This is a genomic window from Xanthomonas boreopolis, assembly GCF_046529185.1.
In the GTDB taxonomy this organism is placed as follows: Bacteria; Pseudomonadota; Gammaproteobacteria; order Xanthomonadales; family Xanthomonadaceae; genus Pseudomonas_S; species Pseudomonas_S boreopolis.
On sequence record NZ_CP097162.1, the window covers coordinates 4052179 to 4073031 of the forward strand.

At 70.0% G+C, this 20853-nt stretch carries 22 protein-coding genes and 1 pseudogene; 14 read left to right on the top strand and 9 right to left on the bottom strand.

Annotation, left to right across the window (positions count from 1 at the left end; all coding sequences use genetic code 11):
* Positions 1–78: 78 nt before the first annotated feature.
* A complete protein-coding gene (fabR, locus tag M3M27_RS18190; protein WP_140727810.1) occupies positions 79–726 on the top strand; it encodes an HTH-type transcriptional repressor FabR in 648 nt (215 codons plus the stop codon).
* 100 nt (positions 727–826) lie between these two features.
* On the top strand, positions 827–1492 hold the full coding sequence (locus M3M27_RS18195) for a UdgX family uracil-DNA binding protein (protein WP_434026518.1): 666 nt from the start codon (positions 827–829) through the stop codon (positions 1490–1492).
* Here the strand turns inward: M3M27_RS18195 and M3M27_RS18200 are convergent.
* Both M3M27_RS18200 and M3M27_RS18205 read right to left on the bottom strand, forming a co-directional pair.
* Positions 1489–2478: a LacI family DNA-binding transcriptional regulator gene (locus M3M27_RS18200; protein WP_434026519.1), complete on the bottom strand. Its 990-nt coding sequence runs from the start codon at positions 2476–2478 to the stop codon at positions 1489–1491. The two genes, M3M27_RS18195 and M3M27_RS18200, sit on opposite strands and share 4 nt — an antisense overlap.
* 151 nt (positions 2479–2629) lie before the next feature.
* Positions 2630–2788: a hypothetical protein gene (locus M3M27_RS18205; RefSeq protein WP_434026520.1), complete on the bottom strand. Its 159-nt coding sequence runs from the start codon at positions 2786–2788 to the stop codon at positions 2630–2632.
* Between the two features lie 263 nt (positions 2789–3051).
* On the opposite strand from M3M27_RS18205, the gene M3M27_RS18210 reads away from it, so the two are divergent.
* Together M3M27_RS18210 and M3M27_RS18215 are read left to right on the top strand one after the other, a co-directional pair.
* Entirely contained in the window at positions 3052–3333 is a 282-nt protein-coding gene (locus M3M27_RS18210) for a hypothetical protein (RefSeq protein WP_140727816.1), read from the top strand.
* Between the two features lie 220 nt (positions 3334–3553).
* The gene (locus M3M27_RS18215) at positions 3554–4030 is read left to right on the top strand and encodes a DUF962 domain-containing protein (RefSeq protein ID WP_434026521.1); all 477 of its coding nucleotides are present in this window, start codon (positions 3554–3556) and stop codon (positions 4028–4030) included.
* Between the two features lie 22 nt (positions 4031–4052).
* Here M3M27_RS18215 and M3M27_RS18220 read toward each other — a convergent pair whose 3' ends face one another.
* The gene (locus M3M27_RS18220; protein ID WP_434026522.1) at positions 4053–4949 is read right to left on the bottom strand and encodes an NAD-dependent epimerase/dehydratase family protein; all 897 of its coding nucleotides are present in this window, start codon (positions 4947–4949) and stop codon (positions 4053–4055) included.
* Positions 4950–5101: 152 nt separating this feature from the next.
* Between M3M27_RS18220 and M3M27_RS18225 the strand changes: the two genes are divergently transcribed.
* The 6 genes from M3M27_RS18225 to M3M27_RS18250 all read left to right on the top strand — a co-directional run bounded on the left by M3M27_RS18225 (position 5102) and on the right by M3M27_RS18250 (position 11137).
* Entirely contained in the window at positions 5102–7927 is a 2826-nt protein-coding gene (locus M3M27_RS18225; protein ID WP_434026523.1) for a monovalent cation/H+ antiporter subunit A, read from the top strand.
* Between the two features lie 142 nt (positions 7928–8069).
* Positions 8070–8453: a Na+/H+ antiporter subunit C gene (locus M3M27_RS18230; protein ID WP_140727826.1), complete on the top strand. Its 384-nt coding sequence runs from the start codon at positions 8070–8072 to the stop codon at positions 8451–8453.
* A complete protein-coding gene (locus tag M3M27_RS18235; protein ID WP_434026524.1) occupies positions 8450–9994 on the top strand; it encodes a monovalent cation/H+ antiporter subunit D in 1545 nt (514 codons plus the stop codon). Before M3M27_RS18230 ends, M3M27_RS18235 begins: the two co-directional genes overlap by 4 nt.
* Positions 9991–10500 (top strand): Na+/H+ antiporter subunit E, encoded by a 510-nt coding sequence (locus M3M27_RS18240; protein ID WP_140727831.1) that lies wholly within the window; start codon positions 9991–9993, stop codon positions 10498–10500. The genes M3M27_RS18235 and M3M27_RS18240 overlap by 4 nt, the downstream gene beginning before the upstream one ends.
* Positions 10497–10781, top strand: a complete 285-nt coding sequence (locus M3M27_RS18245; RefSeq protein ID WP_140727833.1) for a K+/H+ antiporter subunit F — start codon at positions 10497–10499, stop codon at positions 10779–10781. Before M3M27_RS18240 ends, M3M27_RS18245 begins: the two co-directional genes overlap by 4 nt.
* On the top strand, positions 10778–11137 hold the full coding sequence (locus tag M3M27_RS18250; RefSeq protein WP_140727835.1) for a Na+/H+ antiporter subunit G: 360 nt from the start codon (positions 10778–10780) through the stop codon (positions 11135–11137). The genes M3M27_RS18245 and M3M27_RS18250 overlap by 4 nt, the downstream gene beginning before the upstream one ends.
* A 12-nt stretch (positions 11138–11149) precedes the next feature.
* Here the strand turns inward: M3M27_RS18250 and yjeH are convergent, their stop codons facing one another.
* A complete protein-coding gene (gene yjeH, locus M3M27_RS18255; RefSeq protein ID WP_434026525.1) occupies positions 11150–12421 on the bottom strand; it encodes an L-methionine/branched-chain amino acid transporter in 1272 nt (423 codons plus the stop codon).
* Positions 12422–12501: 80 nt separating this feature from the next.
* Between yjeH and M3M27_RS18260 the strand changes: the two genes are divergently transcribed.
* Together M3M27_RS18260 and M3M27_RS18265 are read left to right on the top strand one after the other, a co-directional pair.
* On the top strand, positions 12502–13308 hold the full coding sequence (locus M3M27_RS18260; protein WP_434026526.1) for an IS5 family transposase: 807 nt from the start codon (positions 12502–12504) through the stop codon (positions 13306–13308).
* An 87-nt stretch (positions 13309–13395) separates the two neighbouring features.
* A complete protein-coding gene (locus M3M27_RS18265) occupies positions 13396–13815 on the top strand; it encodes an Lrp/AsnC family transcriptional regulator (protein WP_434026527.1) in 420 nt (139 codons plus the stop codon).
* Between the two features lie 35 nt (positions 13816–13850).
* On the opposite strand, the pseudogene M3M27_RS18270 reads toward M3M27_RS18265, so the two are convergent.
* Positions 13851–14801 (bottom strand): annotated as a pseudogene (locus M3M27_RS18270) (sodium:calcium antiporter).
* Between the two features lie 140 nt (positions 14802–14941).
* On the opposite strand from M3M27_RS18270, the gene M3M27_RS18275 reads away from it, so the two are divergent.
* Positions 14942–15472, top strand: a complete 531-nt coding sequence (locus M3M27_RS18275) for a hypothetical protein (protein ID WP_434026528.1) — start codon at positions 14942–14944, stop codon at positions 15470–15472.
* Positions 15473–15493: 21 nt separating this feature from the next.
* On the opposite strand, the gene hmgA is transcribed toward M3M27_RS18275, so the two are convergent.
* Entirely contained in the window at positions 15494–16792 is a 1299-nt protein-coding gene (gene hmgA / locus M3M27_RS18280) for a homogentisate 1,2-dioxygenase (RefSeq protein WP_434026529.1), read from the bottom strand.
* A gap of 76 nt (positions 16793–16868) precedes the next feature.
* The gene (gene hppD, locus M3M27_RS18285) at positions 16869–17984 is read right to left on the bottom strand and encodes a 4-hydroxyphenylpyruvate dioxygenase (RefSeq protein ID WP_434026530.1); all 1116 of its coding nucleotides are present in this window, start codon (positions 17982–17984) and stop codon (positions 16869–16871) included.
* Between the two features lie 120 nt (positions 17985–18104).
* Here hppD and M3M27_RS18290 point away from each other — a divergent pair, with 120 nt between their 5' ends.
* On the top strand, positions 18105–18593 hold the full coding sequence (locus tag M3M27_RS18290; RefSeq protein WP_140727850.1) for a MarR family winged helix-turn-helix transcriptional regulator: 489 nt from the start codon (positions 18105–18107) through the stop codon (positions 18591–18593).
* Between the two features lie 61 nt (positions 18594–18654).
* On the opposite strand, the gene M3M27_RS18295 is transcribed toward M3M27_RS18290, so the two are convergent.
* Together M3M27_RS18295 and M3M27_RS18300 are read right to left on the bottom strand one after the other, a co-directional pair.
* Positions 18655–19263 carry a thioredoxin family protein gene (locus M3M27_RS18295; protein WP_434026531.1) on the bottom strand — a complete coding sequence of 203 codons (609 nt, stop codon included), beginning with the start codon at positions 19261–19263 and terminating at the stop codon, positions 18655–18657.
* Positions 19264–19282: 19 nt separating this feature from the next.
* On the bottom strand, positions 19283–20800 hold the full coding sequence (locus M3M27_RS18300; RefSeq protein WP_140727854.1) for a peptide MFS transporter: 1518 nt from the start codon (positions 20798–20800) through the stop codon (positions 19283–19285).
* Positions 20801–20853 lie beyond the last annotated feature (53 nt).

The window sequence follows — 20853 nt, forward strand, 5'->3', positions numbered from 1 at the left end:
CATGAGAGTACATGTGTGTATACAAGTGTATATTCAGGGACCGAGGGTATGATTCAGCCAGCCCGCCATGACCTGCCCATGACTTCGACCGCCCTGTCCCCGTCCGACGACTCCGCCCCGTCCCGCCGGACGGTCACGCGCGAGGACTTGCTGGCGGCCGCACTCAAGCTGATCGGCCCGCACCGCAGCCTGTCCACGCTCAGCCTGCGCGAGGTCGCCCGCGAGGCCGGGATCGCGCCGAACAGCTTCTACCGGCAGTTCCGCGACATGGACGAGCTGGCGGTCGCGCTGATCGACCTGGCCGGCCGCTCGCTGCGCACGATCATCGGCCAGGCGCGCCAGCGCGCGACCTCCACCGACCGCAGCGTGGTGCGGGTATCGGTGGAGACCTTCATGGAACAGCTGCGCGCCGACGACAAGCTGCTGCACGTGCTGCTGCGCGAGGGCGCGGTCGGCTCGGACGCGTTCAAGCACGCGGTCGAGCGCGAGCTGCACTATTTCGAGGAAGAGCTGCAGCAGGACCTGGTGCGGCTGGCCGCCGCCGATGGCGCGGTGCTGCACGAGCCGGCGCTGGTGTCCAAGGCGATCACCCGGCTGGTGTTCGCGATGGGCGCCACCGCCATGGACCTGCCACCGGAAAAGGATCCGGAACTGGTCGAGCAGATCTCGACGATGCTGCGCATGATCATCGTCGGCGCGCGCACGATGGGCGCGCAGGGCGACTGACGCCCGGGCGTTTCGCCGGCGTGCACGTTCCGTGCACCGCCTGGCCGCGCTCCTCACCGGAGGCCGGCTAACCTGGCGGCGTCCGCTTCCCGGAGCCGCCGTGACCCGCTCGCCTCCGATCCCGCTCGCCAAGCCGGTCGACGAAGTGCCCGCCGGCACGTTGGCTGCGCTGCGCCGGCAAGCCCGCGACTGCCGGCGCTGCCCGCTGTGGCGGGACGCGACCCAGACCGTGTTCGGCGAAGGCCCGCCGCATGCCCGGCTGATGCTGGTGGGCGAACAGCCCGGCGATCGCGAGGATCGCGAGGGCCATCCCTTCGTCGGGCCGGCCGGCCAGCTGCTGCGCAGGCTGATGCTCGAGGCCGGACTGGATCCCGCGCAGGTGTACCTGACCAACACCGTGAAGCACTTCAAGTTCGTGCCGCGCGGCAAGCGCCGGTTGCACCAGCGCGCCTCGGCCGGAGAGCAGGCCGCCTGCCGCCCGTGGCTGGCGGCGGAGCTGTTGAGGGTTCGGCCGCATGCGGTGATGGCGCTGGGGGCGATGGCGGCCCAGACCCTGTTCGGCGCCGGCTTCCGCATCAGCCTCGAGCGCGGCCGCTGGCGCGAACTGCCCGGCGGCGTGCAGGCGCTGGCCAGCTGGCATCCGTCGGCGATCCTGCGCATGCGCGAGCCGGAGCGCGAGGCCGCGCAACGGCAGTTGCTGGCCGACCTGCACGCCGTCGCGGCGCGCGGCCAGGCCGCTTCGCGCCCGCCTCGGGACGCGTCCTAGGACGCGGGCACCGGCCCCACCGAGCCGCGCAGGCACATCGAGTGCGGCATCCGCACCATCGTGCCCGAGCCGGGCGCACGGATCGACTTGATCAGCTCGATGGTCACCACCCGGCCCATGTCGCGAGCCGGCTGGTGCACCGTGGTGAGCGGCGGGAATATCTGCCGCGACACCGGCATGTCGTCGAAGCCGCAGATCGAGATGTCCTGCGGAATGCGCAGCCCGCGCTGCTGGACCGCGCTGAACACGCCGGCGGCCATGTCGTCGTTGGCGGCGAAGATCGCGGTCGGCGGGTCGGGCAGGTCCAGCAGCCGCCGCGCCGCGTGCACGCCCGAGTCGAACGAGAACTCGCCCGGCACCACCAGCGCCGGATCGAACGGCAAGCCGTGTTCGGCCAGCGCGTCGCGGTAGCCGTCCAGCCGCCAGGCGCTGGCGCCGTGTTCCGGATGTCCCTGGATATGGCCGATGCGCCGGTGCCCGTGCGCGACCAGCAGGCCGACGATCTCGTGCACGGCCTGGCGCTCGTCGAGGGTGGCGCCGATGTTGCTGTCGCAATCCTTCGGCGACACGCAGGAAAAGGCGATGCCGGCTTCGCGCAGCGCGCCCAGCAACGCGTCGCTGTCGGTCAGCGGCGGCGTCAGGATCAGGCCGTCGAGCTTGGAGAAATCGACCAGCGCCTTGATCGCCTGCACGAAGTCGGGCCGCTTGAACGAGACCGGCTGCACCAGCATGCCGTAGTGCAGTTCCTCGCAGGCTTCGACCACGCCGCCGATCAGTTCCATCAGGTAGTTCGCCGACGGATTGTCGTAGACGAAGCCGACCAGGTACGAGCGCTTGCCGGCCAGCCGCCGCGCCGACGGATCCGGCCGGTAGTTCATCGACCTGGCCACCTCGTTGACGCGCTCGCGGATGTGCGGTCGCACGCCAGGCTCGCCGTTGAGCACGCGCGACACGGTCTTCATCGACACCCCTGCCGCGAGCGCCACGTCCTCGATTCTTACCCGCACAATCCCCGCTCCCTTGACTCCCTTGCCAAGCATACCGGCCGGGAGCGCGGCCGCCGAGCAGGGCCAAGGCCGGCTCCGGCGACGAACCGTGTCCGCCGTCGCTATCCGGGCGCCGCGTGCCCCTCCCCCGTCACTTCACCGACACGGCGAACACCACGATCCCCACCGCCACCAGGACGACCGCGAGCACCGAGCGGAACGCATGCGACGCCATCAGCGCCCGCCACCACGTCGCCGCCTCGGCCACGCCACTGCTGCGTTTGTCGCCCTCGCGCCGGTCATCGGCCATGCATACCTCCCACCCGGTGCCGCCCATCGCGGCATCGCCATGCACGGCCGACCTTCGCTTGCGGCCCGTTAGCACGATGTTTGGCGGGACTTGCGATTGCGCTAATCAGTGCGGTGCCTCACATACGACCGATCACGACGCTGACGCGTTCATGCGCTCGACGAGGCGTATGCAGCGAAAACGACTTTCCGATGATCTCCCGTTGACGCTGCGCTCGCTACGGTGATGGGCCATCGCCCACGACCTCAAGGAGGCACAAGGCCATGAACAGAGACCCCGCCGTCATCGACGTACAGGCAGAAATCGCGCATTGGCAATCGCGCCATGCGGAGGGCAACCTCGGCATAGGCAAGTTCAGCGAGCTGTCGCCGGTGGTGAAGATGGCGTGCGACATCTACCTGCAGGCGCCGCATTCGAGCGAAGTGGAGCGCCTGCGCTTGTTCCGCCGTCGCATCGAGCACCATTTCATCTCGTCGAGCACGCAGGAGAACTACGAGCAGCTCGCTACCGACTGCTGGCAGCGGCTCAGCCGGCGCAGCGCCTGACCCACGCCGGGCCGGACCGCCATGGAGCAGGCCCGCCACGACGTCGAGCAGGAACCGGCCCGCCTGGAGCGGCGGATGTCCCGTTTCGCCGGCGACCGGGCCGCCAGGCCCGCCCGGCGCTGCCGCGGCGCAGCGGCCACCCCGATGGCACGGCCGGCCTGACCGGCACCGTACTGCGCCGCACGCGGTATCCTCTCCCCGGTTCCTGGGAGGGAAAACCATGCAGACCAGCGCGCGTCCGATCGAGCGGTATTTTTCCAGCTACTCCGGCGACCACCGCAACGCCACCAACCAGTCGATCCACGTGGTCGCGGTGCCGGCCATCCTGTGGTCGGTGGTGGCCTTGCTGTGGTGCATCCCGGTCGGCGGCACCTGGTTCCGCAGCGGCGTGTGGGCGGCGCTGGCGATGTTCGCGGCGTGGATGTTCTACAACCGCCTCTCGCGCCCGCTCGGGCTCGGCATGCTGGCGGTGTTCTTCTTCTGCGGCTGCCTGTGCCGGCTGCTGGAAGCGAACCTCGGCATCGCCGGCCTGCTGGCCACCGCCGTGGGCGTGTTCGTGGTCGCCTGGATCGCCCAGTTCATCGGCCATCACATCGAAGGACGCCGCCCGAGCTTCCTCACCGACCTGGTCTACCTGCTGATCGGCCCGATCTGGGTGCTGGCCAAGTTCTACCGCCGGATGGGCTGGCGCTACTGACGCGCCGGAACGATCCGCCGCGCTACGCGTGCACGCCGAGCTCGCCTGCGGTGGGGGCGAACGCCCGCGGCGCGTAGCCGAAGTCCCGGCGGGCCGGCTCCAGGTCGAACACCAGGTCTTCCCGCATCCGCTGCAGGGCGGCCGCATTCATGCCTTGCAGGCGGCCCAGCGCGTGCGCGCCGTGCAGCGCGGAGGCGAACAGCCAGCGCGGGATGCGCCACAGCCTGGCCGGCCGCGGCAGCGCCGCCAGCACGCGCCCGACCATGTCCTCGTACGCCAGCACCTCGCCGCCACCCAGCGCATAGCTGCGCCCGTGGGTCGCCGGTGCGGCCAGCACCGCGCACGCGGCCCCGGCCAGGTCCTCGACATGCACCGGCTGGCGCCGCCCGGTCGCCCCGCTCGGCAACGCGAAGTGGCCGGTGCGCTGCGCCAACGCGGCGATCCGGCTCAACGTCAGGTCGCGCCCGGCGCCGTAGACCAGGGTCGGGCGCAGCACCGTCGCCGCCGCGCCGCGCGCCCGGGCCGCGGCGAACAACTGCTGCTCCGCATCGGCGAGGCGGCGTGCCAGGTCGCGCTCGTGCGCGTCGCCGGAGGCCTGCTTGACCTGCAGGCTGGTCGAGCCGAAGGCGACGATGCGCGCGGCTTCCGTTTCCGCCCCGGCATACCAGCGCGCGAAATGGTCGAGCGGACCGCAGCTGACGATGGCCGCGAACGGCCCCGGCGGCGGCGGCATCGAGAGATCGCTCTGCAACCAGGCCAGTCCGGGCCGCGACGCGCGCGCCTGGCGCGACACCGCGACGACCTCCCAGCCTTGCCTGGCCAGCCGCTCGAGCACGCGCTCGCCGATCTGGCCGCTGGCGCCGAACACCAGCGCGCGGCGGGACGGGGTGGAATGGGACGGAACCTGGACATCGCTCATCCGGCAAGGATACCGGTTGGCTCCGCACAGCCTCCCGCCGCTCCGGCAAAGGCAGCGGCCGCCCAACCCGAACGGCCGTTCATCTGGCGGACCAGCCATGTGAAGGTGTTTGTTAGACTCGGGCATCTGCTCGCGAATCCCGGATTCCCTGCATGATCCTCCTCGACCTCCTGCTGGCGCTGCCATTCCTGATGGCCGCCGCCGTGGCCGCGCTGCGCCATGTATCCCGCGCCACCACCGCGTGGCTGGCGGGCAGCGCGCCGTTGCTGGGGCTGGGATTGCTGGCGGCGATGACGCCGGCCGTGCTCGCCGGGGAAGTGCCGCGCGTCGTCCACGCCTGGCTGCCGCAGATCGGCCTGGACTTCGCGCTGCGCCTGGACGGGCTGGCCTGGATGTTCGCGCTGCTGGTGCTGGCGATCGGCGCGCTGGTGGTGATGTACGCGCGCTACTACCTGAGCGCGCGCGACAGCGCGCCGCGCTTCTACGCCTACCTGCTGCTGTTCATGGGCGCGATGCTGGGCCTGGTGCTGTCCGGCAACCTGCTGTTGCTGATGATCTTCTGGGAACTGACCAGCATCAGCTCGTTCCTGCTGATCGGCTTCTGGTCGCACCGCAAGGACGCGCGCGACGGTGCGCGCATGGCGCTGGTGATCACTGGCGGCGGCGGCCTGGCGCTGCTCGGCGGCGTGCTGTTGATCGGGCGCATCGTCGGCAGCTACGACCTCGATGCGGTGCTGGCCGCGGGCGACGTCATCCGCGCCAGCCCGCTGTATCCCTGGGCGCTCGCGCTGGTCCTGGCCGGCGCGTTCACCAAGAGCGCGCAGTTCCCGTTCCAGTTCTGGCTGCCGCACGCGATGGCCGCGCCCACGCCGGTGTCGGCGTACCTGCACTCGGCCACGATGGTGAAGGCCGGGGTATTCCTGCTGGCGCGCCTGCATCCGGCGCTGGCCGGCAGCGACCTGTTCTTCTACACCGTGACCTCGGTCGGCGCGGTCACGCTGGTGATCGGCGCCTGGTACGCGATCTTCCAGCACGACCTGAAGGGCCTGCTGGCCTACTCGACGATCTCGCACCTGGGCCTGATCACGATGCTGTTCGGCCTGTCCACGCCGATGGCCGTGGTGGCCGGCGTGTTCCACGTTCTCAACCACGCGGTGTTCAAGGCCTCGCTGTTCATGGCCGCGGGCATCATCGACCACGAGACCGGCACCCGCGACATGCGCCGGCTCGGCGCGTTGCGGCGCTACATGCCGTTCACCAGCGCGCTGGCGATCATCGCCTCGCTGTCGATGGCCGGCATCCCGCTGCTCAACGGCTTCCTGTCCAAGGAGATGTTCTTCGCCGTCGCGCTGGAGACCCAGGCCTCGCAGCCGATGCGGGTGTTCGCCACCGTCGCGGCCCTGCTGGCCGGCGTGCTCGGCGTGGCCTACAGCCTGCGCTTCGTGCACGACACCTTCTTCGCCAAACCGGCGCGGCCGCTGGATCCGGTGCCGCACGAACCGCCGCGCTGGATGAAGATCCCGGTGGAGGTGCTGGTCCTGATCTGCGTGATGGTCGGCATCGTCCCGGCCCTGACCGTCGCCCCGGTGCTGCGCGCTGGCGCCGGCGCGATCCTCGGCGATGCCCTGCCCGACTACAGCCTGGCGATCTGGCACGGGTTGAACTGGCCGCTGGCGATGAGCGCGCTGGGCGTGGTCGGCGGCGTAGCGCTGTACGTGTTCCTGCGGCGGGTACTGGACCTGCATGCGGTGGAGACGCGCTCGCAGGGGCGCTCGCTGTTCGATTGGCAACTCCGCTCCCTGTTCGGCCTGGCCTCGCGCTTCACCGACGGCATCGCCAACGGCAGCCTGCAGCGCATGCTGATGCTGCTCGTGCTCGCCTCGATCGCGGTGGCGGCGGCGCCGTTCCTGGAAGGCGGCTCGCTGCCGGCCTGGGGCGAGCCGCAGGCGATGCCGCTGCTGGGCTGGGCGCTGTGGCTGCTGATGATCGTCTGCGCGATGGCCAGCCTGTTCCTGTACCGGCAGCGCCTGCTGGCGGTGCTGGTGCTGGGCGGCACCGGACTGGCGGTGAGCCTGGCCTTCGTGTTCCTGTCCGCCCCGGACCTGGCGCTGACCCAGTTGCTGGTGGAGATGGTGACGCTGGTATTGATGCTGCTGGCGATGAACTACCTGCCGGAGTTCTCGCTGCCCGAGCGCGGCCGCCTGCGCCGCTGGCGCGACGCCGCGCTCGCGATCGCCGCCGGCACCGGCATCGCCGTGCTCGCCTACACGCTGATGACCCGCCCGGGCAGCACGATCGCCGGCGAGATGCTGGCGCGCTCGCTGCCGGAGGCCTTCGGCCGCAACGTGGTCAACGTGATCCTGGTGGACTTCCGCGGCTTCGACACCTTCGGCGAGATCACCGTGTTCGCCATCGCCGGGCTGGTCGTGCACGCGCTGCTGCGGCGCGCGCGCATGGCGCCGGAGCGGGTGATGCCGGGGGGGCCGGTCAAGCTGCCGGTGCCGGCGGACCTGGCCCAGATCATGTTCCCGCTCACGCTCACCGTGTCGCTGTTCCTGTTCGTGCGCGGCCACAACGCGCCGGGCGGCGGCTTCATCGCCGGCCTGGTGCTGGCGGTACCGCTGCTGATGCAGTACGTGATCCAGGGCGCGGCCTCGGTGGAATCGCGCTTCGGCTTCGACTACATCCGCCTGGTCGGCGTGGGCCTGCTGGTGGCGATCGCCAGCGGCGCGGCCTCGATGCTGTTCGGCGTGCCGTTCCTGACCAGCGGCCATGCCACGCTGCACCTGCCGCTGATCGGCGAGATCGAGCTGGCCAGCGCGATGGGCTTCGATACCGGCGTGTACCTGGTGGTGTTCGGCTCGGCGATGCTGATGCTGTCGATGCTGGGCACGATCAAGCCCTCGCGCACGCGCGATTCGCTGCGCGGCGCGCTCGATCCCAGGCAGCGCTCGGCTCGGACCGGGGAGGCGCACTGATGGCGCGATCCGCGGCCGGCTCCATGCGCGTCGTTCCCGCGCCGGCGGGGACCCGGCGACTTTGGGCGCCCGTGGGAAAGCCAAGGCACGAGGTCCCCGCCGGCGCGGGAACGACGGCAGATGGATTCGGAGGCATCCCCTGATGGAACTGGCCCTGGCAAGCGCCATCGGCGTGCTGACCGCGATCGGCATCTACCTGCTGCTGCGCGCGCGCAGCTTCGACGTGATCCTCGGGCTCACGTTCCTGTCCTACGCCACCAACCTGCTGATCTTCGCCGGCGGCCGCCTGCGCGTCGGGCAGGCGCCGGTGCTGCGCGACGGCATCCCCGCGACGCTGACCGAGCACACCGATCCCCTGCCGCAGGCGCTGGTGCTGACCGCGATCGTGATCGCCTTCGCGATGACCGCGGTGAGCCTGGTGCTGGCGATGCGCAGCCGTGCCGACAACCGCAGCGACCACGTCGACGCGCACGAGGACGATCCTGACGCCACCGCGCCGGTAGGCGAGGCGGAGGCGCGCGAATGAGCCACCTGCCGATCCTGCCCATCCTGATCCCGATGCTGGGCGCGGCGGCATCGCTGTTCGTCGAGCATCGCCGGTACGGCCACCGCGCGCGCCGCACGGCCGCCTGGATCGCGCTGGCCGCGCTCTCGGCGGCGGTGCTGGCGCTGTTCGCGCGCACCGCGGACGGCGCGATGCAGGTCTACCTGCTCGGCGACTGGCCCGCGCGGCTCGGCATCGCGCTGATGGCCGACCGCCTGTCGGCCTGGATGCTGCTGACCACCACGCTGCTGGCGGCGGCCTGCCTGCTGCACGCCTGCGCCGGCTGGGACCGGCGCGCCCCGCACTTCCACGCGCTGTTCCAGTTCCAGCTGATGGGCCTCAACGGCGCCTTCCTGACCGGCGACGTCTTCAACCTGTTCGTGTTCTTCGAGGTGATGCTGATCGCCTCCTACGGCCTGCTGCTGTCGGGCGGGCGCGGCCTGCGCATGCGCATCGGCCTGCACTACGTGGTGTTCAACGTCGCCGCCTCGACCCTGTTCCTGATCGCGCTCGGGTTGCTGTACGGCCTGCTCGGCACGCTCAACATGGCCGAGCTGTCGCTGCGCATCGCACAGACGCCGGCGCACGACCTGCCGCTGCTGAAGGCGACCCTGGGCCTGCTCCTGCTGGTGTTCTGCAGCAAGGCGGCGCTGTTGCCGCTGTACCTGTGGCTGCCGGAAACCTACTCGCGCGCGCCGGCGGCGATCGCCGCGCTGTTCGCGATCATGACCAAGGTCGGCCTGTACGCGGTGCTGCGCGTGTCTTCGCTGTGGTTCGGCGACCAGGCCGGCGCGATGGCCGGCTTCGGCCAGGTGGCGCTGCTGTGGGCCGGCATCGCCACGCTGGTGCTGGCCGGGCTCGGCGTGATGGCCGCGGCGCGCCTGCGCGTGCTGGTGTCGTACCTGGTGATCTTCTCGGCGGGCACGCTGTTCGTCGCCTTCTCGCTCGGCAATGTCGGCGCGATCGGCGCAGGCCTGTACTACCTGCCGCACAGCACGTTCATCGCCGCCGCGCTGTTCATGGTCTCCGACCTGATCCGCCGGCGCCGCGGCAGCGCCTCCGACCGCAAGGAGATCGTCGCGCCGCTGCCGGGCCGGGCGCTGCCGGGCACGATGTTCCTGGTCGCCGCGATCGCGGTGGCCGGGCTGCCGCCGCTGTCGGGCTTCCTGGCCAAGGCGGCGCTGCTGCAGCACGTGCCGGACGCCTGGCTGCCGCCGGTCTGGGGCGCCGTGCTCGGCGGCAGCCTGCTGGTGGTGATCGGCCTCTCGCGCGCCGGCGTGCGCCTGTTCTGGCGCGTCCCCGCCTCGGCCGAGGACGAACCCTCGCGCGCGCCGCCGCGGCGCGCGCGCATGCGTCCGGTGGAAACCGCCGCCACCGTGCTGCTGCTGGGCTACGTGCTGGCGATGACCGTCGCCGCCGGCCCGCTGATGCGCATGGCCGATGCGGCCGCGCAGCAGCTGCGCGATCCGGGCCGCTATTTCGAGCAGGTCCGCGACACCACGCCGGAAGTGAGGGTGCCATGAGCCAGGACCGCAAGCCGCTGCTGCGCCGCCTGTTCCCTTCCCCGCCGCTGAGCGCGACGGTGTTCGTGTTCTGGCTGCTGCTGAGCGACAGCCTCGGCCTGGGCGCGGCGGTGGTGGGCATGCTGCTCGGCGTGGCGGTCCCGCTGGCGGCGGCGCGGCTGGACCGCGAGTTCGCCCGGATCGGCTCGCTGCGCTCGGTGCCGAAGATGCTGTGCGTGGTGGCCTGGGACATCGTGCGCTCCAACGTGAAGGTCGCCACGCAGGTGCTGGGCCCGGAGTCGCGCATCCGGCCGGGCTTCATCTGGATTCCGCTGGACATCGGCAACATCCACGGCATCACCGCCCTGACCAGCATGATCACGCTGACGCCCGGCACGGTGTCGGTGGCGCTGTCGGACGACCGCAAGTACCTGCTGGTGCACGTGCTGCACCTGGACGACCCGGACACGCTGATCGCCGAGATCAAGCACCGCTACGAGAAACCGTTGATGGAGATCTTCCCATGACCGGCCACATGTTCATCGAGACCACGATCGTCGTGTGCATGCACGCGGTGGGCGTGGCGATCCTGCTGGCGCTGTGGCGGCTGCTGCGCGGGCCGACCGTGCCCGACCGCATCCTGGCGCTGGACACGCTCTCGATCACGGCGATCGCCGAGCTGATGCTGTTCGGCATGCACCTGGACTCGCCGATCTACTTCGAGGCCGCGCTGGTGATCGCCATGCTCGGCTTCGGCAGCACCGTGGTGCTGAGCAAGTACGTGCTGCGCCGGGACATCGTCGAATGATCGCCTTCACCGAATACCTGCTCGGCGTGCTGCTGATCGTCGGCACCTTCTTCATCGTGATCGGCGCGCTCGGGCTGGTGAAGCTGTCGGACTTCTTCAAGCGCCTGCACGCGCCGACCAAGGCCAGCACGCTCGGCGTGGGCTGCGTGCTGCTCGCCTCGGTGGGCTACCACCTGTTCCTGGGCGAGGACCCGCAGCCGCGCGAGCTGCTGATCACCGCGTTCCTGTTCATCACCGCCCCGATCAGCGCGCACCTGATGGCCAAGGCGGCGCTGTCGCTGATGCTGGCCGACCGGCCGCAGGACCCGCGCGGCGACGATCGCGACGGCGGCACGCCTCCGCCGCAGGAAACCTGACCGCGCCGGCGATCACGGCTCCGCCGGCGCGGCCGCGCGCGCGTCGCCGCGTTCGCGCAGGCGGTCGAACGCCAGCAGCAGCGCCAGCAATGCCAGCGCGTACAGCGCCTGCCAGCCGAGCATCGCCAACACCGCCAGGCACAGCACCGCTCCCAGCAGCGCCAGCCCGCGCCAGGCGCCGCGCAGCAGCCGATAGCCGCTCGCCATGCTGAGCAGGTAGATCACCACGAAGCTGCCGTTCGCGTAGCGGATCAGGCGATCCAGCGACAACCCGAGCGCATCGGCCGCCAGCAGGCTGCAGGCGCAGACCGCGACCACCAGCAGCAGCGCCCGCCCCGGAACGCCGTGGCCGTTGAGCCGCGCCAGCACCGGCGGCAGCTTGCCCTCGTCGGCCAGGCTCCAGATCAGGCGGGCGAATCCCTGCAGGTAGATGTTGATCGAGGCGAAGCACGCCAGGTAGCCGACCAGCGCCATCCACCAGGCCGCGTGCGGCCCCAGCAGGCGGCCGAACAGCCTGCCGACCGCGCTGGCGTCGGCCACCGGATCGCCATAGCCGCCGAAGGTGAGCAGCGCCACCGAGCAGGCCCAGTACAACAGCCCCGCCAGCAGCACGCCGGCGATCAGCGCCAGCGGGAAGTCGCGCTCGGGGCGGCGGAATTCCTCGCCCATGTGGCTGAACGCCTCCAGCCCGACGAAGCACCAGAACATCACGCCCAGCGCCGCCGGCAGCAGGTGCCAGGTGCCGTCCAGCGAAGGCAGCAACGGCTGGTCCGCGCGCGGCAGTCGGCCGGCCCACCAGATCGCGGCGATCGTGGCGACGATCGCCACGGCGATCAGGCCCTGCACCAGCCCGGTGGCCCTGGCCGGCCGCTGCCCCAGCACCAGCACCACGAGCAATGTGCCGAGCTGCACCGCGAGCGCCTGCAGGCTGCCCAGCGCAAGCACCGATTGCCAGAAGCCCACCGCGATCTTCAGCGCCGCCGGCACGCCGACCGGCATCACCGCCAGGAACAGCATCGCGCTCACTCGTTCCAGCCGCGTGCCGAACGCCCTGCCGATCAGGTGCGGAGCGCCGCCGGCATGCGGGAACCTGCGTCCCAGCTGCGCGAAGGTGAAGGCGATCGGAAGCACCAGCACGATCAGCAGCAGCCAGGCCCACAGCGACGCGGCGCCGGCCGCGGTCGCCGCCAGCGCCGGCACCACGAACACGCCGGTGCCGAGCAGCGACGTGCTGAGCAGGGCCATGCCCTGGAACAGGCCAAGCTGCTTTTCGAGTCGACTCATTCGGCTATGCTCTGCGCGATCCGGGGCGGGAATTCTAGAGCGTGTTATGAACTTTGATCCGGCTCGGCTATCGTAAGCGGATGAAGCCGCCACGCCCGTATCCGACCGACGTCACCGATGAAGAGTGGGCGTTCGCCGCGCCCTACCTGACGCTGATGGACCCGCAAGCACGGCAGCGCAAGTACGAGCTGCGCTTGATGTTCAACGCGTTGCGCTGGATGGCCCGGGCCGGCGCGCCCTGGCGCTTGATTCCCCATGAGTTTCCGCCGTGGGAAGCGGTCTACCAGCAGACCCAGCGCTGGCTGCAGGCGGGCTGCTTCGAGGCCATGGTCAACGACCTGCGTTCGGTCTTGCGGGTGGCGCAAGGCAAGCAAGGGCAGCCCAGCGCCGTGATCCTGGATGGCCGCACGCTGCAGTCCACGTGCGAGAGCGGTCCGCGGGCCGGCTACGATGGCTACAAGCGCAAGAAGGGCAGCAAGGTGCACATGGCGGTGGACACGCTCGGCCACCTGCTGGCGGTGCAGGTCACGCCGGCCAACGCGCAGGAGCGGGCCCAAGTGCGATCGCTGGCGCAGGAAGTCCAGCATGTCACCGGCGAAACGGTGAAGCTCGCCTTCGTCGATCAGGGTTACACCGGCAAAGACCCGGCCGAAGCCGCGCAGGAGGAAGGCATCGAACTGCACGTGGTGAAGCTGCCGGAGGCCAAGAAGGGCTTTGTGCTGCTGCCACGCCGCTGGATCGTGGAACGCAGCTTCGGCTGGATCAACCGCTTCCGCCGCTTGGCCCGTGACTACGAACGCCTGCCTGAAACCCTCGCAGGACTCCACTTCGTCGTCTTCACCATCCTCATGCTCAGTAATGCCGCTTCGATACTTCAAAGTTCATAACACGCTCTAGGCCGCCGGTTGCCGCCATTGCGTCGGAACACGCCTGCGTTGCGTCGGATGATCCCGTCCTTTCTGCCGCCGAGCCCCATGGACAAGTTCGATCAACGGATCCTGGCCCTGTTGCGCCAGGACGCGCGCATGCCGGTCAGCCGGATCGCCGAAGAGGTCAGCCTTTCGCGCCCGGCGGTGAGCGAGCGCATACAGCGCCTGGAACGCAGCGGCGTGATCCGCGGCTACCACGCCCGCGTGGCGCCGGCCGGGGAATCCTCGGTCAAGGCCTTCTTCGAGATCTTCCACCAGCAGAACCAATGCCAGGACTACGTGGAACGCCTCGGCGCGTTCCCGGAAGTGCGCCATTGCTACGGCATCAGCGGTGAGACCGACATGCTGATCCAGGTCGAAGCGGCGACGATGCAGCGCGTCAACGAAATCCTCGAGCAGATCGAACGCTTCCCCGGCATCCGCCGGGTCCGCACCCACATGGTGATCCGCGACTGGCCCTTCTAGGGCCTCGCGACCAGGACCCGCGATGCCCGTCGCCGCTAGGCGGCCAAGGCCAGCTCCAGCCCGATCCAGCCGCAGAACGCCGCCAGCAGGACCGCGCCCTCGCCGCGGCTGACGCGCAAGTCGCCGCGCAGCATCGGGTACAGCATCAGCGCGAGCACGATTGCCGCCGGCAGCTCCAGGCGCACGAACGAGGCCGGCAGCGGCAACGGCCGCAGCGTGGCCATGCCTCCGACCACCACCAGCAGGTTGAACACGCTCGAACCGATCACGTGCCCGGCCACCATGTCGCCCTAGCCGCGGCGTGCCGCCGCGATCGCGGCCGCCGCCTCGGGCAGGGCGGTACCGATCGCCACCGGCAACAGGCCCATCAGCAGCGGGCTCCACCCCCAGATGCCGCCCAGCGCGACCGCCGAATCGACCACCCAGCGCGCGCCGAACCCCAGCAACAGCAGCGCGATCGCCAGGCGCTGGAGGTTGAGGCCGAGCCCGGTCCTGGTGACCGCATAGCCGCCGACCGCGGCCTGCACCCCGTCGCTCTCGCGACGCGCCCGGCGCACCAGGAACGCCAGCACGCCGGCGAACCCGGCCAGCATCGCCAGTCCCTCGATGCGGCCGATCGCACCGTCCAGCCCGAACCCGATCAACGCCAGCGAAGCGACCACCAACACCACCAGCAGCGGCGCCAGCAATCTCATCCCAAGCAGCAACGGCGCGGCGAGCGCGGCCAGCGCCAGCGTCAGGCCCACGTTCGCGATGTTGCTGCCGACCGCATTGCCCAGGGCCAGCTCCTGCGCCCCGACCATGAACGCACGCACGTTGACGGCCAGTTCCGGCAACGAGGTGCCGAATGCCACCAGCAGCAACCCGGCCATGAACGACGACGCACCCCAGCGCTGCGCCAGCCCGGAGGCCGCCTTGATGATCGAATCGCCCCCCAGGCCCAGCAGCACCAGTCCCAGCACCAGCCATGCGATCGCAGCTGCCATGAGCGTCCCCTCCCTCGCCTCGATGGGCCGATTCTATGCGCCAGGACGCCCGCGGGCGTCTACGGTCCGGCCCGGTACGGCGCTGTCATCGGCGTTTAACCGCCCGCGCGCAGCCTGATGGACGTTCCGGAAGTCCCCCCATGCATCCCCGCAAGACCGATCTCGCCCGTCGTGCGCTCGACTCGCACCGCACGGCGCTGGACCTTCGCCAGCGCCGCACGCTGATCCTGTGCGACGGGCAGCGCAGCGTCGCCGAGCTGACCCGGCTGCTGGGACCGGAAACGCCGGCGCTGGTGCGGCAATTGCGCGAACACGGCTACCTGGAGGGCGGCGACGACGCGCCCGGCGCCCCCTCCGCCACGGCGCCCGCCGCGCAATCCGGCGGCGCACCGGCGCGGCGGCGCTCGCTCGGCGCCGCGCGCATCTACGTGCAGGACATGCTGGAGCTGCAGCGCAACGAGGCCGCCCAGTCGCTGCGCCGGCGCCTGATGATGGCGCACGACGAACCGTCGATCGTCAGCGCGCTGCTGGAGGCGCTGGCCGAGCTGCCGCGCATGACCGCGGCCGGCTACGCGCGGCGCGTGCGCGAACGCGTCGCCGAAGTGCTGCCGGAACCGCACCTGCCGGCACTGGCCGCGCTGGAAGCGCGGCCGGGATCGATCGGCACGTAGCCGGACGGCGCGGCCCGTGCCTCACGGCGCGCGGAAGTGCTTGCGCAGGCCCGCCCAGCACTGCTGGTAGTCCGCCTGCCGGTGCGGCGCGGCCAGCGCCTGCCGGGTCGGGCGCAGCACCGTGCGCGTCTCGAACATGAAGGCCATCGTGTCGGCGATCACGTCCGGCTTCGACAGGTCGGCCTGCGAAGCCTTTTCGAACGTCGCCGCGTCCGGGCCGTGCCCGCTCATGCAGTTGTGCAGCGACGCCCCGCCCGGCACGAACCCCTCGGCCTTGGCATCGTAGGCGCCGTGCACCAGCCCCATGAACTCGCTGGCGACGTTGCGATGGAACCAGGGCGGACGGAACGTGTGCTGCGCCACCAGCCAGCGCGGCGGGAAGATCGCGAAGTCCATGTTGGCCGTGCCCGGAAGTTCGCTCGGCGAGGTCAGCACGGTGAAGATGCTCGGATCGGGATGGTCGAAGCTGATCGAGCCGATCGCGTTGAACCGGCGCAGGTCGTAGCGGTACGGCGCGTAGTTGCCGTGCCAGGCGACCACGTCCAGCGGCGAGTGGTCGATGTCGGCGCGCCAGAGGTGGCCGTCGAACTTGGCCACCAGCTCGAACGCGCCGTCGAGCGCCTCGTAGGCCGCCTGCGGCGTCTGGAAGTCGCGCGGGTTGGCCAGCCCGTTGGCGCCGATCGGTCCCAGGTCGGGCAGGCGCAGCAGGCCGCCGAAGTTCTCGCAGACGTAGCCGCGCGAGGGCCCGTCCGGCAGTTCGACGAGGAAGCGCACGCCGCGCGGGACCACCGCGATCTGTTGCGGCTCCAGCTCGATCACGCCCAGCTCGGTGCGCAGCACCAGCCGCCCCAGCTGCGGCACGATCAGCAGTTCGCCGTCGGCATCGTAGAAGTAGCGCCCCTGCATCGAGGCGTTGGCCGCGTACAAGTGGATGCCGACGCCGGCGTGCGCGCCCGGCGCGCCGTTGCCGGCCACGGTGTAGAGGCCGTCGATGAAATCGGTCGGCGCGTCGGGGAGCGGCAGCGGGCTCCAGCGCAATTGGTCCGGCGGCACCGGGCCGCCATCGCCGAAGTCGTTGTGGAAGCGCGGCTGCGCCAGCGGCGAGAAGGCGCCGTGCACGGCGGCCGGCCGCATGCGGTACAGCCAGCTGCGCCGGTTCTGCCCGCGCGGCGCGGTGAACGCCGTGCCTGACAGCTGCTCGGCATACAGCCCATGCGCCACGCGCTGCGGCGAGTTCTGCCCGGCCGGCAGCGTGCCCGGCACGGCCTCGCTGGCGAACTCGTTGCCGAAGCCGGTCATGTAGGTGGATGCAGTGTTCATGGATATCTCGCTCTTTGAGCCCCTCTCCCCCGGGAGAGGGGCTAACTGCATTGCCGGCATCTTCCCCACGTGGGCATCAGAGCACCCCGCGCTTGATCTGGTCGCGCTCGATGCTCTCGAACAGCGCCTGGAAGTTGCCCTCGCCGAAGCCCTCGTTGCCCTTGCGCTGGATGATCTCGAAGAAGATCGGGCCGATGCAGTTCTCGGTGAAGATCTGCAGCAGCTTGCGCTTCTTGGTGTCCGGGTCGGCGTCGATCAGGATCCTGTTGCGGCGCAGCCGTTCCACGTCCTCGCCATGCTCGGGAATGCGCAGGTCGATCACGTCGAAGTAGGTGTCCGGCGTGTCCAGGAACACCACGCCCGCCTCGCGCATCTTCTCCACCGTCGCGTAGATGTCGTCGGTGAAGCAGGCGATGTGCTGGATGCCCTCGCCGCGGTACGCGTCCAGGTATTCGTTGATCTGGCTCTTGGGGTCGGAGGACTCGTTGAGCGGGATGCGCACGATGCCGTCCGGCGCGGTCATCGCCTTGGACACCAGGCCGGTCTTGGCGCCCTTGATGTCGAAGTAGCGGATCTCGCGGAAGTTGAACAGCCGCTCGTAGTAGTCCGACCACTTCTGCATGTTGCCGAAGTAGAGGTTGTGGGTGAGATGATCGATGAAGGTCAGCCCGAACCCGGCCGGATGCGGCTCGGCGCCCGGCACCGGCTCGAACTCCTCGTCGTACACGCTGCCGGCCTCGCCGTAGCGGTCGACCAGGTACAGCATGCAGTCGCCGATGCCCTTGACCACCGGGACGGACACCGCCCGCGTGCCGGCCTTGTGCGCGACCGCCTCGCCGCCGTTGCCGACCACCGCCTCGAACACCTCGCCGGCCGGCTTGCGGAAGCGGATCGCGAAACCGCAGGCGCACGGGCCGTGCTGGGCGGCGAAATCGGCGGCGAACGAATCCGGGTCCTCGTTGACCAGGAAGTTCACCCCGCCCTGCCGGTACAGGGTGATCGGGCGGCGCTTGTGCTTCATCACGGCGGTGAAGCCCAGCTTGCGGAAGTAGTCGTGCAGCTGCCCGCCCTGCCCCGCGGGGGCGGCGAACTCGACGAACTCGAAGCCGTCGATGCCCATCGGGTTCTCGAAGGTGGTCACCTGCATGCCCGGGTCGGGCCGGACGCCGGCGGTATGGGGTTGTGCGCTCATGGTTGTTTGCTCCTCTTCCAGGCCGCCAGGGCTATGCGCGGCGGCAGAAGACCCGCGAGAATGGCAGGCCACGTGCCCTTTGTAGTTTCATATGAAACCACCATCAAGACGCAGCGCAGCATGAGCGAATCCGACTACTCCGCCTCCAGCCACCATCCCGTCCTGATCAACCTGGAACAGTTCCTGCCGTTCCGGATCAGCGTGCTCTCCAACCGGGTCAGCGCCAACATCGCCAAGATCTATGGCGATCGTTACGGCATTGCGATCCCGGAGTGGCGCGTGATCACGATCCTGGCGCTCTACCCGGGCTCCTCGGCGAGCGAGGTGTCCGACCGCAGCGCGATGGACAAGGTGGCGGTGAGCCGGGCGGTGGCGCGGCTGCTGGAACGCGGCTTCATCCGCCGCGAGACCCACGGCGACGACCGCCGCCGCTCGATGCTGGCGCTGTCCTCGGCCGGGCGGCAGGTCTACGAGACGGTGGCGCCGCTGGTCAACGAGATGGAGCGGCGGCTGATGTCGGCGCTGTCCGAGGAGGAGCGCCGCACGCTGGAAAGCCTGATCGACCGGCTGGCGAAGGACGGCCTGCCGCGGATGGTGCAGAAGGGCTGAAGCGGGCCCGCGCATTTCGCGGGAGCGGCTTCGGCCGCTCCCGCTCCCCCGGGCCCGGGGCTCACGCCTTCGGCGGCGCCCACTGCTTGAGGAAGTCGAAGAACTTCTTGCGGTCGTAGCCCTTGCCCTTTTCCAGCTCGGCGGTGAACTGCGAATGCAGCAGCTTGCCGTCGTTGTCGAGCACGAACAGGTGCGGATAGCCCTGGATCGCCGGGTACTGCGAGAGGAACGGCTTGTTCTCGTTCTCCTCGCTGTAGTTGACCTTGAGCCAGACGTAGTTCTCGTCGCGGAAGCCGCGGATCTCCGCGTCGCCGCCGATGAACTCGTCCAGGGTGTGGCACCACGAGCACCACTCGCCGCCGACGTCGATCAGGATGCGCTTGCCGCCGCGCTTGGCCTCGACCTTGGCGGTCTCCAGGTCGGCGAACGGGTCGCGCGCAGGATCGAAGCCGGCGCTGAGCGCGGCCACCGCGGCGATGTCCGCGGCGGCCGGGGTGTTGCCGGAGGCCACCGGCTGGGTCGGATCGGGCGATGGCGGTTTCTGGACCGAGGTATCGAGCGGCCGCGGCGCGGGCGGCTCGGGAGCCTGGCCGCAGCCGGCCAGCACGGCCGCGCACAGGGCGGCGGCCGCCAGTGCGCGGACGGTGTGCGGGGTCTGGTTCTTCGCCATCGTGGGGGTCCTCACTAGGTCACTTCACGCCATGCATCAGCCTGTTGATCAGCGGGGCGATCAGGAACAGCAGCGCGCCGGCGCCCAACAGCAGCCAGAACCCGAAGGTATAGCCTGCGAGCGAAGATTGCACGGTCATGCCGCCCTCGCCGCTGACGTGGCCGGCGAAGATGCCCGACAGGTTGTTGCCGATGCCGGTGGACAGGAACCAGCCGCCCATGCCGAAGCCGACCAGGCGCAGCGGCGCCAGCTTGGTCACCATGGACAGGCCGATCGGCGAGAGGCACAGCTCGCCCACCGACTGGATGACGTAGACCATGAACAGCGTCCAGAACGGGATCTTGCCGATGTCGCTGACCAGGGAGGACAGCGCGAACATCAGCAGCAGGAAGGCCAGGCCGTTGAAGATCAGGCCCAGGCCGAACTTGCGCGGGATCGACGGATTGGCGCGGCCCATCCTGACCCACAGCCAGGCCAGCAGCGGCGCGATGGTGATGATCGCCAGCGAGTTGACGGACTGGAACCAGGCCACCGGGAAAGTCCAGTCGCCGAACTCGCGGTTGACGATCTTCTCGGCCAGGAAGGTGAACGAGCTGCCTGCCTGTTCGAAGAACATCCAGAACAGGATGTTGAAGACGAAGATCACCAGCATGGCCAGCGCGCGGTCGCGCTGCACGGCGCCCTCGCGGATGCCCTCGGCGACGATCAGCGCGCACAACAGCAGGAACATCGGGGTCAGCACCCACCAGTTCAGCGTTGCCGCCTCGATGGTGAGCAGGAAGTACACCGTCGGGATGGCGACCAGCGCGCCGATCAGGGTGTACAGCACGCGCGCGCGGCCTTCGCCGCCGGCCGGCGGACGGCCGATGCCGGCCAGCTGGCGGCGGCCGAACCAGAACCACACCAGGCTCAGCAGCATGCCCACGCCGGAGGCGATGAACACCACCTTGTAGTCCGGCATCGCCTCGGAGCCGAACACCTTGCTGGCCAGCGCGCCGGTGAGCACCGGCGAGATCATCGCGCCCAGGTTGATGCCCATGTAGAAGATGGTGAAGCCCGAGTCGCGGCGTTCGTCGCCCACCTTGTAGAGCTTGCCGACCATGGTCGAGATGTTCGGCTTGAACAGGCCGTTGCCGGCGATGATCGTGGCCAGGCCGAGCTTGAACAGCTCCTGGCTGGAGGTGGCGATCAGGAACAGGCCTGCCGACATGATCGCCGCGCCGAGCAGGATCGAGCGCTGGTAGCCGATCACCCGGTCGGCCACGTAGCCGCCGAAGATCGCCGCCGCGTAGACCAGCGCCAGGTAGGCGCCGTAGAGCTGGTTGGCCGGCTGCTCGCCGGTGCCGCTACCGGCGTAGAACTGCTGCACGATGTACAGCACCAGGGCCCAGCGGATGCCATAGAACGCGAAGCGCTCCCAGAACTCCGTCATGAACAGCATCCACAACGGCTTGGGATGGCCGAGGAGGGTCTTGAACTCGGGGATCTGCGGGGGCGTTGGGGTGGCGGGGTTCGGCGCGGCGGCGTCGACGCTCATGAAGGGTTCCCTTGCGTATTCAGTCAATGGCTTGCACGCCCGCGGGCGGGCCG